Raw genomic sequence first — 15,380 nt, 5'->3', positions numbered from 1 at the left:
TTTGAAAATTGAAAAAAATTACTTCCCGACCAGCACCTTCTCAATCTCTTTCCTCAGCAGCTCGCTCACAACCTTCCCATCCACCGAGCCCCGGACCTCCTGCATCACCACGCCCATCAGCGGCCCGAGAGCGCCCTTCTGCTTCTCGGTGACAAACTCCTTGCGGTCGGCAACAATCTTTTTGATCACTGCTTCGAGCTCATCGCGGGAGACGGTCGGAGCGAGTTTTGCCATCGCGTCTTCTGCGGTGCTCCCATTAGCAACCGCAGTAAGGATATCGGGAATGGCCTCTTTTGCCACCTCTACCGTAGCAGAACCAGATACGTTGATATGTCCAGTAGCACTGACAAGCCGTATCCCACTAACTGCCCGAAGCACCGCTAGGATTGCGTCGTCTGTGATCTTATCGGTGTCCGCACCGTCGCGTCGGATCTTCGTGAGGTGATCAAGGAGCGTGCGGGACGCGAGGGTTGGCTTGATCCCTTCGGCAACTGCTCGCTCAAAGAGAGGCCGGTACTCGGAGAACGCCATCTGCTTCGCGACCGCCGGGTCAAGGCCGAGATCCTTTGCAAACCGTTCGGCCTTCACGGTCAAAAGTTCCGGCACGGTCACCGCGTTCCACCGGGCCTCATCGATCCGGACGGGGAGCACATCGGTCTCGGGGTACATTCGCTCTGCACCGGGCAGCGGGCGCATGTACGCAGTGCTGCCCTCTTCGAGCATCTTCCGCGTCTCTTCGGGAACGGGCTTCTCGGACAGGGCAAGATTCGCCCGGGTGTGGACCTGGTTCCAGGCGCACGCGGCCTGCTTCTCGTTTGCGCCGGAGACAAGGATCACGGCGTCCTGCTCATTGGCTCGGACGAACTCACGGAGCTGTGTGACTTCTTCTTCGGTCACGCCATACGCGGGGAGCTCGTCCGTGTGGAAGATTCCGCCCACGCCGCACTTCTTCGCGTAGTCCGACATCTCGCTCCCGAGCCGGCGGCCGGGCTGGATCTCGCGGCCGACAAGGCCGGCAAAGCCCGGCAGGACAAGGGCGAAAATCTTTTTGGATTTTTTGAGCACTGCGGACTTGGTCTCCTTAAAAAGGGCAGTAATATCGATCTGATCGGAACCCACGCATGCGTGGCGCTGGATGAGTTCTTTCTGGATCGCGAGGAGAGCCTGCTGCCGCTGGACTTCGCGGCGCACGACCTCGGCGATCAGGGCGAGGTCCTGCACGCCCTTGATCTCGACCCGGGCGCCGTCCTTAATCGAGATGTTCACGTCCTGCCGGATCGTGCCAAGGCCGCGCTTAACCGCGCCGGTCGAGCGGAGTACCATCCCGATGTATTCGGCCACCTGCTGCACGTCCTCGGGGGTGTGCATGCAGGGCGAGGTGGTGATCTCCACGAGCGGGATCCCGAGCCGGTCAAGCGAGAAGATATCGTCCTTGACCCTTTGGGCCGCCTCTTCTTCGATACAGATCGTTTCGATGCTCCCGCCGTTCGGGAGTGCGCCGTTGATGGCGACAAGGGCCGTCCTCTGGAACCCGCTCGTGTTCGAGCCGTCGATCACGAGCTTGCGCATCGTGTGCACCTGCGGGATCGGGGTCATGCCAAAGGTCTTGGCGATGGTAAGGCCGATGTCGAGCGCCTCATCGTTGAGCGGCGCAGGCGGCTCCTCGTCGTTCTCGACAAGGCAGGTAGTCGGGTAGGTGTAGTACACGAACTTTCTCGCCCGCTTCATCTCTTCCTGTGCGGCCCGGTCGATCGCACCCATCTCGCTCTCGGTGGCCCGCAGGTACCGGAAGAACTCTCCCGAATGATCCGCGTTGTCCCGGATCGTGGTCGGGCAGTGGCAGAAGAGCTTCTCTTTTGTGTCCAGCTGCTGGTGGATCTCGATTCCCGCTGTGAGGCCGAGTGCCTTATAATCCATGGGCGCTCCTCCTCATGCACTCGCCTTTGAGATCGGTGGCCATCATTGTCGCCGCCTTTGCCGGGTCCTTTTCGTTCCCGAGCACCCACATCTGTTTGACGAGCGCCACCTCAGGAAGCATATCGCCGCCCTCGATCACGCCCGCCGCAAGGAGGTCACGGCCCGTGTCGTACACCCGGTCGCAGACCCGGCCATGCATGCACTGCGAAGTCATGACCACCTGCGTGCCGCCCGCGACAAGGTTTTTGATCTGCGGGATCATCGCGGTGCTCACGTGCCCGAGGCCGGTGCCGGAGAGGATAAGCCCCTTGTACCCTTCGTACGCCTTCAGGAGGTCGGGGGACATGCCGGGATAGAACTGGATAAGCCCGCAGTGCGGTTCGAGCTGGTCATGCAGGGCAAGTTTGTGCGTGCCCCGCTTCACCGCGTCACCGGTGAGGGTGACCGTGCGGGACGCATAATCCACCGTTCCAACCGGGGGGATCCCGATGCTCTGGAACGCGTCGCGCCGGGAGGTGTGCATTTTGCGCACCCTCGTGCCCCGGTGGATGGCACATGCATCATCGTTTGTGGTCGCGTGCATGACAACTGCAACTTCCCCGAGATCGCTCTCTGCGGCAAGCGCTGCACAGACCCCATTCATCGCGTTGTCGCTCGATGGCCGGTCGGCCGAGCGCTGCGACCCGACAAAGACCACCGGCACCGGTGTGTCAAGCATGAAACTGACCGCTGCCGCACTGTAGGCCATCGTATCCGTGCCGTGGGTGACGATCACGCCCGTGACGCCGTGTTTGATCTCATCGTGGATCGCCCGGGCCAGCTCCTGCCAGATGGCAGGGGTCATGTTCTCGGAGAGGATGGTGTATAGCACCTTCGTGCGGTACCGCCCAATCTCGGCAAGCGCCGGGATCGCGGTCAGGATATCATCCGCATCGAACTGGCTCGTGACCGCACCGGTGCGGTAATCGATCCGGCTTGCGATCGTCCCACCGGTGGAAATGATGGCAAGCTCCGGGAGTTTTGGGTCCTGCTTTATGGGCGCCGAACGGGGCGTGGATGCCGGCGCCGGGGAAACGAGCGTGCAGCACGCTTTTTCCACCCCGATATTGTAGCCGCTCGCGAGTTTGACCACGGCCATGCCATCGCGGTCGGTGATGTAAGTCCCGGAAAGGGTCTTGTTGCCATACGTGCAGGTGACATGGTCGCCTGAGGAAAAGGATCCGGTTATGCTACCAGCCTCCGTGCATCTGATATCAGGTCCTCTTTGGCCTTTGCGATCTTTGCCAGTCGCTCGTCAATGAATACCGAATCGGTATCGAGCAGTTTCTTCCGGTCTGCGATGGCAATCTTTGTTGCAAAGGGAGCCGGCCCACCGGTCGCCCGCCGGACTTCCACCGAGTGCGTCACATCGAGTGCCTTGTCAATCTGGTCCTGCGTAAGCCCTTTTGCGGTAAAGGAGATCCCGACATCAAGCTCCTTTGCCGCGGCTTCAAGCATCTCTAAGGAGAGGCTCCCCTTCTGGACGGCCCGGCCCACGATATTGTGGGCCATGCGGAAAGGCAGGCCGTAGTCCCGAACGAGGGTGTCGGCAAGTTCTGTTGCGGTGGAGAAACCTTTGCCGGCCTCTTCCTTCATCCGCTCGGTGTCGAACGTGGCGCTCGAAAGCATGTCGATGAGGAGGCGCAGGCTCTCTTTTGCGTCCCGCATCCCGCGCCAGATATTGGGGGTGAGCTCCTGGAGGTCGCGGTTGTAGCTCATGGGCAGGCCCTTAACCGTCATGAGCGCTCCCGTGTAAGCCCCAAAGACCGAGCCGGTCTTTGCCCGCATGATCTCGGCGGTGTCCGGGTTCTTCTTCTGTGGCATGATCGACGAGGTCGAGCAGAACGCGTCATCGAGCACCACAAATTTCACAAACGAGGTACTCCAGATAACCATTTCCTCGCAGAGCCGGCTCACGTTCGCCATGAGAATGGAGAGATCGGCAAGGGTTTCAAGGGCAAAGTCACGGGTGGCGACCGCATCCATTGTGTTCACAACAGGGCCATCGAATGCGAGCAGTTTTGCAGTATACTCGCGATCGATGGGGTAGCCGGTGGAGGCAAATGCAGCAGCGCCGAGCGGGCAGAGGTTGACCCGGGCATAGGCATCGCGGAGCCGGTCAAAGTCCCGGGTGAACTGCTGCTCATAGGCAAGGAGATGATGGGCAAGGGTGGTGGGCTGGGCATGCTGCATGTGGGTAAAACCGGGCATGACCGATTCCCGGTGCTGCTCGGCAAGGGTAACCAGCACCTCGCGGACCTTGAGAAGTGCAGCCAGTTGCTTGAGCAGGTCTTCCCGGAGCTTGAACCGTATGCAGGTTGCCACCTCGTCGTTCCGCGACCGCCCCATGTGCATGCGGCCACCGACATCGGCGCCCACAGCCCCGATAAGCAGGGTCTCAATCCCTGCGTGGACATCCTCGAACCGGTCGTCAAAGACCTCTTCGGGAACACCTTCGCTGTTGAGTTCCAGGAGCGCCGGCAGGAGCTGCTTTGCCGTATCGGTGCTGATGATCTTCTGGCGTTCAAGCATCAGCACGTGGGCGATATCCACCAGCACATCAGCATCGGCAATACAGCGGTCGGATCGCATCGATGAGAGGAAGCGCATCATTTCTCCCGTCCTCTCGCCCGAAAGGCGTCCCAGTCTCACAACATCGGTCCGCATCCGTTCTCCCTCACCTTTAATTCTACACTCATGTGTGTGCGCGGATCGATTAAATCCACGCCTTCCGGGCCGCAAGTTCAATCGCCCGCTGGACCGATTCACGCGGGATGATGGTAGTTACCGGCACATGGACCAGCTGCTCGATGATGCTTGAGACAATCGGGGCGCAGACGATTGCAATCGCCCCTTCCCGCTCGGCCCGGACTGCAGCCACAATGGCATCCTCCATGGTGTACACCGGGTACTCCCGCACCTTGAGGGGGCGGCCATCCACATCCGCGAGCCGCTCTTCCACGCTCTCGAGCACCGGCCGGGCCGCGATCAGGCCGATGAACTTCTCATCCCCTGCGTGGTAGAACTGCCGCAGGGCTTTTACAATCTCCCGGAGAGTGGATAGATTGGGTGAACGTTTCCCGTTGATGATCTTATACAGCGAGCTCTGGGCGATTCCGCAGTGCTCTGAGAGATCGCGGACGCTGATGCGCAGGTCGTTTTCCATGAGATCGTTTAAGGTAGCCACGAATGCCTCATCGGAGGTGAGCGCTGCGCGCATAAGCCGGTCAACCGGGTCCGCATATGCCATAATATAGGTACAATAGGACAAAATATTAGATGAAATTTCCCTTTTGTCCAAAAAAACGATAACCGGGACGGGCGTATATGACAGTATGTGGACAAGACGCACCTATAAATTATCCAATTGTCTATTTTTTGCCCCAATTTTTGTTGAATAGGATAAATTATTTGCCGAAATGGTGCACTTTTTTATTATCGCCCGGATAATCCGTGCATATGAAAGCTGTAAAGATTTCTGCAATCGCACTCCTGGCGCTTGCCCTTGTCCTTGTGCTGTTCACCGCCGGCTGCACGCAGTCTGCGGGTACCACCTCAGGGAGCACCACTGCCGGTTCCTCAACCGGTACCACGACCACATCGTCCAATGGATCTGTCGGGATTCTCGAAACCGCGGGAGTCGGCCCGATGCCCTCGCTTCTTGCCACCGGTCAGGTTGACGGGTACATTGCCTGGCAGCCGGTTGTCGAAGCCGGTGTGGAAAGCGATATAGGCCATGTTGCAGTCTATTCCAAGGACCTCCCGCCTGCAGGCGAGTGGAACAACCACCCGCAGAACGTCTTTGTGGTAAGAAAGGACTTCTACGCCCAGAACCCGGACTTTGTCAATGACTTCTCTGCGCTCAACCTTGCAGCAACGCAGTACATCAATGATCACCCGAATGAAACGGCCGCACTCGATGCTGACTGGCTGGCCGGCAAGCAGAACTTCACCTACGGGAATGTAAGTGTCTCATCGGTAACTGCAGTCAGCAACTCCCTGCCCACCATCGCATTCACGAACAATCCGTCAGATGCCTGGAAGGCCAGTACCGGAAATTTCGTGCAGGCACTTATCCAGCTCGGAACAGTCAAAGGCTTTGTTGCGAACAGTACGAACCAGGATGCAGTTCTCTACAACTTCCAGCCGTACACCAGCGCAACATCTATCCTTGCTTCAAAGAACGTGCCCACACCTGCACCCATCCAGAACACGGTAGGGGTCGGGTACCTCAATGCCGTTGATCACTCGGCACTCTTTGTTGCGGTCAAGAACTGGCAGTACTTCAATGACACCTATGGTATTGCCCTTAAACCCGAAGATCTCACCAAGGCAAAGCCGGATGTAGCTGACTTCATGGTAAACGGCCAGAAAATTGCCACCGTCAACCTGGTACCGGCAAATGCCGGGCCAAACCTGATGCAGCTCGCGGCAACCAACTCAATTCAGATGTCTTATGTCGGAGTTCCGCCGGCAATCAACGCGATCGACCAGGGTACCCCTATCACCATCGCCTACCCGATCGATAACCTCGGTACCGGCCTTGTGGTGGAAAATGGCGCACCCGCACAGGACTGGCAGAGCTTTGCCGCATGGGCAAAGGCGCGCTCGGATGCAGGAAAGCCGCTCGTGATTGCAGCGCCCGGAAAAGGCTCCATCCAGGATGTTATGATCCGCGCTGCCCTGCAGAGCAGCGGTATTACCGTAACTGAAGTGAAGGTTTGATGAGGATCGCCGCTCATTACTATAAAGAACAATGACACGGCGCCTTGGACTGGTATTGCCGATCCTCCTCATCATCGGGTGGGAGGTTGCGGCTACCATCGTCAACAACCCTTTTTTTCTGCCCAAACTTGAAACAGTTATCCCGGTGCTGCTCTCCCCGTTCTCGGATATCCTGGGTACGGGCAGCCTCGTGGACAATGCGCTGGTAAGCATCGAAAGGGTAGTGCTTGGGTTTGCGCTTGCCGCGGCCGTTGCCATTCCTCTGGGGATCGGGATGGGCAGATTTGCCGTGCTCAATGACTTTTTCGACACCACTATTGAGCTCCTCCGCCCGGTGCCTCCCCTCGCCTGGGTGCCGCTTGCTCTTGCATGGTTCAAGATCGGGATCGTCTCGATCGTGTTTATCATCTTTATCGGGGCTGTGTTCCCGATCCTGCTCAACACGGTTGACGGGGTGCGTGGGGTAAAGAACACCTGGATCGAAGTATGTACTACGCTTGGGGCAAGCGAACGCCAGATCCTCACAAAAGTCATCCTGCCAGGCGCCGCTCCAACAATCTGGACCGGCCTCCGTGTGGGTTTTGGGATCTCGTGGATGTGCGTGGTTGCCGCAGAGATCCTGCCTGGCCCGACATCAGGGCTTGGTTACCTGATCATGTACGCCTATAACCTCGGCCAGATCAACGTGATTATCGCCGGCATCATCGTGATCGGCCTTATCGGCCTTGTCATCGACCAAGGGTTCAGGGCGGTGGAAAAACGCTGGTTCGGGTGGAGGGGGCTTGAGCGATGACGCTTGAGATTAAAAACATCTCACGGACGTTTGTTTCTGAAGACCACCAGACCATGGAGGCACTCTCGGACATCTCCCTTGCGGTAGGTAACGAGGAGTTCATCTGCATTCTTGGGCCCTCAGGGTGCGGCAAAACCACCCTGCTCCGGATTATTGCCGGCCTCGAATCCGCTTCCTCCGGCTCGATACTGCTTGATGGGGCAGCAATCACCCGCCCCAGCCCGAAAATGGCTATGATCTTCCAGGAATATTCCCTCTACCCGTGGCGGACCGTTGAAGAGAACGTGACGCTCGGCATGGAACTCCGGGGGATAAAAAAGATCGACCGGAGTACGGCAGCTGAGAAGTACCTCGACCTGGTGGGACTTTCGGGATTTGGGAAGCGGCACCCGCACGAGCTCTCCGGGGGCATGCGCCAGAGAGTGGCCGTGGCACGGGCGCTTGCCATCGAGCCCTCCATCCTCCTCATGGATGAGCCGTTCGGAGCGCTTGATGCCCAGACCCGTAACCGGATGCAACACGAGCTGCTCCGGATCTGGGAGAAGACAAAAAAGACGATCCTCTTTGTCACCCACAGCGTTGACGAAGCGGTCTTCCTTGCCGACCGGATTGTGGTCCTTACCCACCGCCCGGGCCGGATCAAGGAGATCGTGCCCATCCCGGGCCCTCATCCACGCGATCGGACAGGAGAAGAGTTCGGCCAGATCCGGCGCCACCTGCTCGATATGATCCGCGAAGAATCGGATCCTATCCAGTAAGGTTTAATACGCTCAATCTCTATTTTATAAAAGCAGTTTGTGAAGTGTGCAGGTACGGCAGCGAATCACTTGATCCGCGCTGCAATGTGCCTGTTTTTACGATACATACGAACTAGGAGAAGGACGCGATGGTAAGAAAACCGGGGAAGATGTACCGGAACCTTGCAAAGAAGGCCTACACTCGGCGCGAGTACATGGGCGGGGTTCCCGGCAACAAGATTGTACAGTTCGAGATGGGGAACCTCTCCCAGGAGTTCCCGACCGAGATTGACCTGATCGTTGAAGAGACCTGCCAGATCCGGCACAGCGCCCTTGAGGCCGCCCGTATCTCGGTCAACAGGAAGCTCTTAAAGGATGTTGGCAGAACAAACTTCCACTTCAAGGTTCGCGTCTTCCCGCACCACGTGCTCCGGGAGAACAAACAGGCAACCGGCGCAGGTGCAGACCGTGTGTCGGAAGGCATGCGGCTTGCATTCGGAAAAGCCGTGGGAACTGCAGCCCGTGTCGAAGCAGGCCAGCTCCTCTTTACCGTCTTTACCACGGCCCAGTACCTCGACAAGGTCAAGGCGGCGTTAAGGAACGGCTCCCATAAGCTTCCGACCCCGTCCCACCTTAAGGTCCACACGATCAAGGTCAGCGGCAGGATCGTTGCAGCACCCAAGATCGCCGGCGATAAGATCGCGGCACCGGTCAAGGTTGAGACCGAGGCAGCGGCAGAACCGGCAGCAGAACCGGCAGCAAAGGGCGCGAAGGGTGCAGAGCACAAGGGTGGCAAGGGTGCCGAACCCGCGAAAGCCGAGCCTGGAGCAAAGGGAGCAGATGCCGCAAAAGGCGGAAAGGCTGCCCCGGCAAAGGGCGGCAAGGACAAGAAATAACCGGTTTCCCCCGGTTTTTCTCTTTTTGGCATTTTTCAAAAACACTCTTTTCCTGGGAGCGGGAGCCAGTGCTCATCTTCAGGGTTCCGGGATTTTTTACCGGTGGCACAGTTTATAACATCCCCGCCGCTTAATTATGGATGATGCAGCGAGGGGGGGAGATGGGGGACCTGAAAGGGGCGCTTGCGGCTGCCACCTGCAGGGCCATGCGGGAGGCCGTCATTTACCTGCCCGGGGACGTAAAACAGGCACTTTCCAGGGCCCGTGACTCCGAAACCGATGCTGTAGCTTTGGGAGAATACGAAAACATAATACGAAATATCGAGGCTGCCGAACGACTGGGCGTGCCCCTCTGCCAGGATACCGGCGTACCAATAGTCTACCTTACTCTCCCCCCACGGGTACCTTTCTCGCCTACCCTCTTCGATGCGGTTGCCGAAGGGATCCGCCGGGCTACGCAGGAGATCCCGCTGCGCCCCAACGTGGTCGATCCCCTGACCCGGCGCAACTCCGGGGACAATACCGGCGCCGGGATGCCGGCGGTCCATGTGCAGGCCGGCGAACACTTTACCGTGACCGTACTTCCCAAAGGTGCCGGCGCAGAGAATGTCTCACGGATCGCGATGCTTCTCCCCTCGCAGGCCGAAAAGATCGAAGAATTCGTGGTCGGGACAATGCTTGCGGCCGAGGGCCGGCCCTGCCCACCGGTTGTACTCGGGATCGGGATCGGGGGGACATTTGATTCAGCTCCGGCACTTGCAAAGGAGGCGCTGCTCCAGCCCATCGACATGATGGACGAATTCGAACAGAATCTCTGCGATGCCGTGAACCGGCTGGGGATCGGCCCGATGGGGCTTGGCGGGAAAACCACAGCGCTCGCGGTCAAAGTAAAGACTGCCGCCTGCCATACTGCGTCGCTGCCGGTTGCCGTGAACGTGCAGTGCTGGGCAAACCGGCACGCAACCGTGGAGGTGGAGTGGTGAGTAAAAAGACCCTGCAGCTTACCACCCCGCTCGGCGACGAAGTCCTCTCCCTAATGGCCGGCGACCGGATCGAGCTCTCGGGCACGGTTTATACCGCCCGTGACGAGGCACACCTTCGCATGAGAAAAGAGGGGATCCCGTTTGATCCCAAAGGAGCGGTGATCTACCATTGCGGCCCGGTAATAAAAGACAACAAAATCATTGCCGCCGGCCCGACCACATCAGCACGGATGAACTCCCTCTCCGGTTTCCTGCTCGATGCCGGGGTCCGTGGGCTGATCGGCAAGGGCGGGATGGATGCCACGGTACGAGAACAGCTCAGGGGCCGGGGCGTGTACTTTGCCTTTACCGGGGGCTGTGCCGCACTTGCCGCCTCCCACATGATACTCAAAGGAGTCCATTTCCCGGATCTCGGGATGGCAGAAGCCGTCTGGGAGATCGAGCTCGACCGCCTGCCTCTCGTAGTCGGGATCGATGCGCAGGGAAACGATCTCTTCGGGAAGGTACGGGAACATGCACAGCATGCTGCGGAAATGGAAAAGACCCGCCGTTCTGCATAACACATAGATTTTTTTCGCACCACCCGCAACATAGATAGGACAGATCCATAATGAAACTCGCCATAGACGAGACCCGGTGTAAGGGCTGCAATCTCTGTACAAAGGTCTGCCCGTACCGGATCTTCAAAGAGGGGAAAAACCCCAACCGGCGGGGGATCGTGGTGCCGGAACTGGACCGGCCCGAACGCTGCACCAACTGCCGTCTCCGCCACCTGTACGGGCGGCAGCTCTGCGGTGTCTGCCAGCTCACCTGCCCTGACCAGGCAATCCACTGGATGGATGAAGAGCCCTACGAACTCCACAAGGTGGCGATTGAATATTGACGCCGAGACTTGAATTCTGGCAGGGAAATATTGCATCCGCCGAGGGTGCACTTTCTGCAGGCTGCCGGTTTTTCGGGGGTTATCCCATCACCCCTTCGACAGAAGTAGCCGAGCATATGGCTGCAAAGCTCCCGAAAAAAGGCGGGGTCTTTATCCAGATGGAGGATGAGATAGCAAGCATCGCATCCGTTATCGGGGCTTCCTGGACCGGGGCACGGGCAATGACCGCGACGAGCGGGCCGGGTTTCTCCCTGATGATGGAGAACATCGGGTACGCGGCAATGACCGAAACTCCCTGCGTTATCGTCAACGTCCAGCGGGGCGGACCCTCAACCGGGCAACCCACCATGGCGGCACAGGGGGACATGATGCAGTGCCGGTTTGGTTCGCACGGGGATTATGCGGTGATCGCCCTTTGCCCGGCAAGCGTGCAGGAGATGTACAACCTTACGGCAAAGGCATTCAATCTTGCCGACCGGTACCGCGTACCGGTCTTTCTGATGGCCGACGAGGTGATCGGGCACATGCGGGAGCGCATCATTGTGCCGGATGCCGTGGAGCAGACCGGACGACCGGCATTTGTCCCCGGCACCCCACCCTTCAAACCAGCGGCAGGGAGCCTCATCCCGGGCTTCCCCCGGTTCGGGAACGGGTACGGGACGCACGTGACCGGGCTCACCCATGACGAACGGGGCTTCCCCAGCGCAACGGATCCCGGCCTCCATGCAGGACTGGTGAAACGGCTCGTTGAAAAGATAGAGTCGGCAACCATTGAGCTCGCGGATTTCGACATCATTAATCCCGATGCAAAACAGGTCTTTATTGCCTACGGCGCCCCGGTCCGCACCGTCCAGCAGGTGCTCCATGACCACCCGGACAAGAAGATCGGGTTTTTGCGGATCCGTACGGTCTGGCCTTTCCCGGCCCATGCACTCGCGATCTTCAAGAACGCACAGAGGTTCATCGTACCTGAACTCAATCTTGGCCAGATCGCCCGGGAGATAGAGAGACACACGTGCGTACCGGTAGTTTCCGTACCAAAACTGGGCGGGGAACTGCATTCACCAAAAGAGCTCTTTGCTCTCGTGGAGGCAGGCGCATGAGCTTCAATGAGTGGCTCCGGCAGGACAAGCTGCCGCACATCTACTGCGCCGGCTGCGGGAACGGCACGATCATCAACTGCACACTTGCGGCTGTGGATTCCATGGGCTGGAAAAAAGAGGATACCGTATTCGTCTCGGGGATCGGCTGCTCTTCCCGGGCCCCGGGCTATATTGTCACCGATTCTCTCCATACCACCCACGGGAGGGCGCTTGCTTTTGCCACCGGGGTCAAGATGGCAAACCCGAAGCTCCACGTAGTGGTCTTTACCGGAGACGGGGACCTTGCAGCCATCGGAGGTAACCATTTTATCCATGCCTGCCGCCGGAACATCGATCTCACAGTGGTCTGCATGAACAACCAGATCTACGGCATGACCGGCGGCCAGGGCAGCCCGACCACGCCACGCGGCTATCTCTCGACAACCACGCCGTATGGATCGACCGAGACGGCATTTGATCTCGGGGAGCTTGCCATCGCTGCCGGGGCAAACTATGTGGCCCGCTGGACCTCATACCACGTTAAGGAACTCGAACGGGCGGTAAAGATTGGCCTGGAGACCCCGGGATTCTCGTTTATCGAGGCACTGGTCCAGTGCCCCACCAACTTCGGGCGCCGGAACAAGTTCCGGCAGGTAGCCGACCAGATCGAGTACCTTAGGGCCCACTCGCTGTTAAAGGCAAAACGGGACCGGATGATCGAGAAGGGAGAGATTATCCCGGAGGATGTGTTTGTGGTCGGGGAACTTATACGGCGCAACCGCCCCGCCATGGGCATTGTCCCCGCGGAGGCAAAGCCATGAGGCGCGAAGTCAGGTTCTCCGGGTTTGGCGGGCAGGGGATCATTCTCTCCGCGGTTATTCTCGGGCGGGCGGCCGTGATGTATGACCACAAGTTCGCCGTCCAGACCCAGGTGTACGGCCCTGAGGCCCGGGGCGGGGCATCGATGAGCGCGGTGATCATCGATGACGAGGAGATCCTGTACCCCAAGGTGGCAGACCCGGATATCTTTGTGATCATGTCCCAGGAAGGCTTCGAGAAATACGGTGCTGCGGCCCGGAAGGATGCAATTATGATCCTCGATTCCAGCCTTATCCATTCGCGCCCGGATTGTACCTTCCATGAGATCCCGGCAGCGGAGGAAGCAAAGAAAACACTGGGCCGGGACATCGTGGCAAACATTGTCATGCTCGGTGCCCTTGTCGGATATACCCGCGTTGTCAGTGAAGAAGCACTCAAGAAAGCTATCCTTGATTCCGTGCCTAAAGGTACAGAGGCACTCAACACGAAAGCAATGGAGCTCGGGATTGCACTTGCAGGAGGGAAAACAACATGAAACTACTGGAATACGAGGCAAAGCAGCTCTTTTCTGAAGAAGGGATCAGGGTGCCAAAAGGCATCCTTGTGGGTAAGCACGAGGAGATCCTTCTCCACATGGATGCCATTCCGGCGAAGGTCGCAGTCAAGGCACAGGTGGATGTCGGCGGCAGGGGAAAGGCCGGGGGCGTCCTGATGGCCGACCGCGACACGGTCATCGAGACGGCAAGGAAACTCTTCAACACCACCATCAAGGGTCTGCCGGTGCAGCGGATCCTGATTGAAGAGCGCCTGGAGATCCGGCACGAGTACTATGTGAGCATCACCATAGACCGGACCAAAAAACAGCCGGTGATCCTTTTTGCAGAGACCGGCGGGATCGATATCGAGGAGACCGCGAAAACCGACAAAAAAGCGATCCGCTCGATCAGTTTCTGCCCGCTTCTTGCCGATGTGCCGGGATTTCTCCTCCGCGAGCTCTGCGGCGATGCCCCGGTTGAGATCCAGGCAACGGTGAACCGGCTGTACCACGTCTTCTGCCACAAAGACGCCCTCCTTGCCGAGATAAACCCGCTGGTGACTACTCCCGCCGGAGTGTACGCGGCCGATGCAAAACTCATTATCGATGACAACAGCCTCGCCCGCCAGGGGATCGTGCTCAACCGGGACCTCACCGAACGGGAACGGGAGGCGGAGAAACACGGGTTTTCGTACGTGGAGCTCCAGGGGAATATCGGCGTTATCGGGAACGGCGCCGGCCTGACCATGGCAACGCTCGACCTCATCGAATACTATGGCGGACGTGCAGCGGATTTCCTTGACGTTGGCGGGGGAGCAGACAGCGAACGGGTAATGCACGCTGTCCGGCTGGTGTCCGGGGTACCTACGGTAAAAGTGATTGTGGTCAACCTCCTTGGCGGGATCACCCGCTGCGATGAGGTGGCCCGGGGGATTATTGCTTCAGGGGTACCTGAACCGGTTATTGTGCGGATTGCCGGGACCAATGCCGAAGAGGGCAGGAAGCTCCTTGCCGAGAAAGGCTACGAGATGCTCGATACCATGGATCTTGTCGTGAAAAAAGCCGTGGAGGTTGCATCATGATCTACGGTGACAAAAAGACCGGTATCATTGTCACCGGGGCAACCGGCAAGCAGGGCGATTATCATATCGGCCTGATGAACGAGTACGCGCGGCAGGTCGGGGGTCGTGGGGTCGTTGCCGGTGTCACGCCCAAAAAAGCCGGCCAGTCCGTACACGGTGTGCCGGTCTACGATACCGTAAAAGATGCACTCAAAGAACATGATGCAACGGCAAGCGTCATCTTTGTCCCCGCAAAAGCGGCCGGGGACTCCATTATGGAAGTTGCCGACGCCGGGTTAGAGCTTGCGGTTGTCATCACCGAGCACATCCCGGTCCACGACACCATGAAGGCGATTGCCTATGCAGAGATGGAAGGCTGCAGGGTGATCGGCCCCAACTGCCCGGGCCTCCTCTCGCCCGGGGAGGTAAAGATGGGGATCATGCCGGCAAGCCTCTTCTCCCGCGGCCATGTGGGGGTCATCTCCCGGAGCGGGACACTCACATACGAGGTTGTCGATGAACTGACCCGGGCCGGGATCGGACAGAGTACGGTAATTGGGATCGGTGGCGATCCGGTCATCGGTCAGACCTTTGAAAACGCTCTTGCGCAGTTTGCGGAGGACAAGGAGACAAAAGCAGTTGTCCTGATCGGAGAGGTCGGAGGCAACCTTGAAGCAGAAGGAGCAAGAAACACCGATGTGCCCCTTGTAGCCTATATTGCAGGAATTTCTGCACCGCCGGACAAAAGGATGGGCCATGCGGGGGCGATTGTGGAAGGCGGGGAGAGCGATGCCCGGTCAAAGATTGCAAAACTCAAAAAAATGAATATCCCGGTGGCATCCCGGCCTTCGGAAATTCCCGATCTGATCCGGGACCTGTTCCGGTGCCACTGTTAATGGTCACGATAATA

16 protein-coding genes are annotated in these 15,380 nt (G+C 58.6%); 12 read left to right on the top strand and 4 right to left on the bottom strand.

Going from position 1 to position 15,380, the window contains the following annotated elements; genetic code table 11:
• Positions 1 to 18: 18 nt before the first annotated feature.
• Genes gatE through MBOO_RS03825 form a run of 4 tightly spaced genes read right to left on the bottom strand, consistent with a single transcriptional unit; the run spans position 19 to position 5,206 of the window.
• On the bottom strand, positions 19 to 1,917 hold the full coding sequence (gene gatE, locus MBOO_RS03840; RefSeq protein ID WP_012106282.1) for a Glu-tRNA(Gln) amidotransferase subunit GatE: 1,899 nt from the start codon (positions 1,915 to 1,917) through the stop codon (positions 19 to 21).
• The gene (gene gatD, locus MBOO_RS03835) at positions 1,907 to 3,145 is read right to left on the bottom strand and encodes a Glu-tRNA(Gln) amidotransferase subunit GatD (protein WP_083756172.1); all 1,239 of its coding nucleotides are present in this window, start codon (positions 3,143 to 3,145) and stop codon (positions 1,907 to 1,909) included. Before gatD ends, gatE begins: the two co-directional genes overlap by 11 nt.
• Positions 3,142 to 4,623 carry an argininosuccinate lyase gene (gene argH / locus MBOO_RS03830; protein WP_048068259.1) on the bottom strand — a complete coding sequence of 494 codons (1,482 nt, stop codon included), beginning with the start codon at positions 4,621 to 4,623 and terminating at the stop codon, positions 3,142 to 3,144. Before argH ends, gatD begins: the two co-directional genes overlap by 4 nt.
• 49 nt (positions 4,624 to 4,672) lie before the next feature.
• The gene (locus tag MBOO_RS03825; RefSeq protein WP_012106279.1) at positions 4,673 to 5,206 is read right to left on the bottom strand and encodes a helix-turn-helix domain-containing protein; all 534 of its coding nucleotides are present in this window, start codon (positions 5,204 to 5,206) and stop codon (positions 4,673 to 4,675) included.
• Positions 5,207 to 5,415: 209 nt separating this feature from the next.
• Here MBOO_RS03825 and MBOO_RS03820 point away from each other — a divergent pair, with 209 nt between their 5' ends.
• The 12 genes from MBOO_RS03820 to sucD all read left to right on the top strand — a co-directional run bounded on the left by MBOO_RS03820 (position 5,416) and on the right by sucD (position 15,366).
• Positions 5,416 to 6,681 (top strand): ABC transporter substrate-binding protein, encoded by a 1,266-nt coding sequence (locus MBOO_RS03820; RefSeq protein WP_012106278.1) that lies wholly within the window; start codon positions 5,416 to 5,418, stop codon positions 6,679 to 6,681.
• 31 nt (positions 6,682 to 6,712) lie between these two features.
• Entirely contained in the window at positions 6,713 to 7,474 is a 762-nt protein-coding gene (locus MBOO_RS03815) for an ABC transporter permease (RefSeq protein WP_012106277.1), read from the top strand.
• Positions 7,471 to 8,232, top strand: coding sequence for an ABC transporter ATP-binding protein (locus MBOO_RS03810; RefSeq protein WP_012106276.1), 762 nt, complete (start codon positions 7,471 to 7,473; stop codon positions 8,230 to 8,232). The genes MBOO_RS03815 and MBOO_RS03810 overlap by 4 nt, the downstream gene beginning before the upstream one ends.
• Before the next feature lie 128 nt (positions 8,233 to 8,360).
• A complete protein-coding gene (locus MBOO_RS03805; RefSeq protein ID WP_012106275.1) occupies positions 8,361 to 9,107 on the top strand; it encodes a 50S ribosomal protein L16 in 747 nt (248 codons plus the stop codon).
• 161 nt (positions 9,108 to 9,268) lie between these two features.
• On the top strand, positions 9,269 to 10,090 hold the full coding sequence (locus MBOO_RS03800; protein ID WP_012106274.1) for a fumarate hydratase: 822 nt from the start codon (positions 9,269 to 9,271) through the stop codon (positions 10,088 to 10,090).
• Complete coding sequence (locus MBOO_RS03795; RefSeq protein WP_012106273.1) at positions 10,087 to 10,650, top strand: FumA C-terminus/TtdB family hydratase beta subunit; 564 nt, start codon at positions 10,087 to 10,089, stop codon at positions 10,648 to 10,650. The genes MBOO_RS03800 and MBOO_RS03795 overlap by 4 nt, the downstream gene beginning before the upstream one ends.
• A gap of 50 nt (positions 10,651 to 10,700) precedes the next feature.
• The gene (locus MBOO_RS03790) at positions 10,701 to 10,973 is read left to right on the top strand and encodes a 4Fe-4S dicluster domain-containing protein (protein ID WP_012106272.1); all 273 of its coding nucleotides are present in this window, start codon (positions 10,701 to 10,703) and stop codon (positions 10,971 to 10,973) included.
• Entirely contained in the window at positions 10,970 to 12,076 is a 1,107-nt protein-coding gene (locus MBOO_RS03785; RefSeq protein ID WP_012106271.1) for a 2-oxoacid:acceptor oxidoreductase subunit alpha, read from the top strand. The genes MBOO_RS03790 and MBOO_RS03785 overlap by 4 nt, the downstream gene beginning before the upstream one ends.
• Positions 12,073 to 12,876 (top strand): thiamine pyrophosphate-dependent enzyme, encoded by an 804-nt coding sequence (locus tag MBOO_RS03780; RefSeq protein WP_012106270.1) that lies wholly within the window; start codon positions 12,073 to 12,075, stop codon positions 12,874 to 12,876. Before MBOO_RS03785 ends, MBOO_RS03780 begins: the two co-directional genes overlap by 4 nt.
• Entirely contained in the window at positions 12,873 to 13,409 is a 537-nt protein-coding gene (locus MBOO_RS03775; RefSeq protein ID WP_012106269.1) for a 2-oxoacid:acceptor oxidoreductase family protein, read from the top strand. The genes MBOO_RS03780 and MBOO_RS03775 overlap by 4 nt, the downstream gene beginning before the upstream one ends.
• Positions 13,406 to 14,491, top strand: coding sequence for a succinate--CoA ligase subunit beta (locus MBOO_RS03770; RefSeq protein ID WP_012106268.1), 1,086 nt, complete (start codon positions 13,406 to 13,408; stop codon positions 14,489 to 14,491). The genes MBOO_RS03775 and MBOO_RS03770 overlap by 4 nt, the downstream gene beginning before the upstream one ends.
• Positions 14,488 to 15,366 (top strand): succinate--CoA ligase subunit alpha, encoded by an 879-nt coding sequence (gene sucD / locus MBOO_RS03765; RefSeq protein WP_012106267.1) that lies wholly within the window; start codon positions 14,488 to 14,490, stop codon positions 15,364 to 15,366. Before MBOO_RS03770 ends, sucD begins: the two co-directional genes overlap by 4 nt.
• Positions 15,367 to 15,380 lie beyond the last annotated feature (14 nt).

The sequence above is a fragment of the Methanoregula boonei 6A8 genome (assembly GCF_000017625.1).
Classification (GTDB): domain Archaea; phylum Halobacteriota; class Methanomicrobia; order Methanomicrobiales; family Methanospirillaceae; genus Methanoregula; species Methanoregula boonei.
The sequence above is the reverse complement of the archived record's forward strand: the minus strand, read 5'-3'. Positions and strand labels throughout refer to the sequence as shown.

Excerpts from the sequence above, each read along its gene's own strand:
- gatE (WP_012106282.1), bottom strand. The coding sequence starts at position 1,917 with ATGGATTATAAGGCACTCGGCCTCACAGCGGGAATCGAGATCCACCAG.
- argH (WP_048068259.1), bottom strand. The coding sequence starts at position 4,623 with ATGCGGACCGATGTTGTGAGACTGGGACGCCTTTCGGGCGAGAGGACG.
- MBOO_RS03825 (WP_012106279.1), bottom strand. The coding sequence starts at position 5,206 with ATGGCATATGCGGACCCGGTTGACCGGCTTATGCGCGCAGCGCTCACC.
- MBOO_RS03820 (WP_012106278.1), top strand. The coding sequence starts at position 5,416 with ATGAAAGCTGTAAAGATTTCTGCAATCGCACTCCTGGCGCTTGCCCTT.
- MBOO_RS03815 (WP_012106277.1), top strand. The coding sequence starts at position 6,713 with ATGACACGGCGCCTTGGACTGGTATTGCCGATCCTCCTCATCATCGGG.
- MBOO_RS03810 (WP_012106276.1), top strand. The coding sequence starts at position 7,471 with ATGACGCTTGAGATTAAAAACATCTCACGGACGTTTGTTTCTGAAGAC.
- MBOO_RS03805 (WP_012106275.1), top strand. The coding sequence starts at position 8,361 with ATGGTAAGAAAACCGGGGAAGATGTACCGGAACCTTGCAAAGAAGGCC.
- MBOO_RS03800 (WP_012106274.1), top strand. The coding sequence starts at position 9,269 with ATGGGGGACCTGAAAGGGGCGCTTGCGGCTGCCACCTGCAGGGCCATG.
- MBOO_RS03790 (WP_012106272.1), top strand. The coding sequence starts at position 10,701 with ATGAAACTCGCCATAGACGAGACCCGGTGTAAGGGCTGCAATCTCTGT.
- MBOO_RS03780 (WP_012106270.1), top strand. The coding sequence starts at position 12,073 with ATGAGCTTCAATGAGTGGCTCCGGCAGGACAAGCTGCCGCACATCTAC.
- MBOO_RS03775 (WP_012106269.1), top strand. The coding sequence starts at position 12,873 with ATGAGGCGCGAAGTCAGGTTCTCCGGGTTTGGCGGGCAGGGGATCATT.
- MBOO_RS03770 (WP_012106268.1), top strand. The coding sequence starts at position 13,406 with ATGAAACTACTGGAATACGAGGCAAAGCAGCTCTTTTCTGAAGAAGGG.
- sucD (WP_012106267.1), top strand. The coding sequence starts at position 14,488 with ATGATCTACGGTGACAAAAAGACCGGTATCATTGTCACCGGGGCAACC.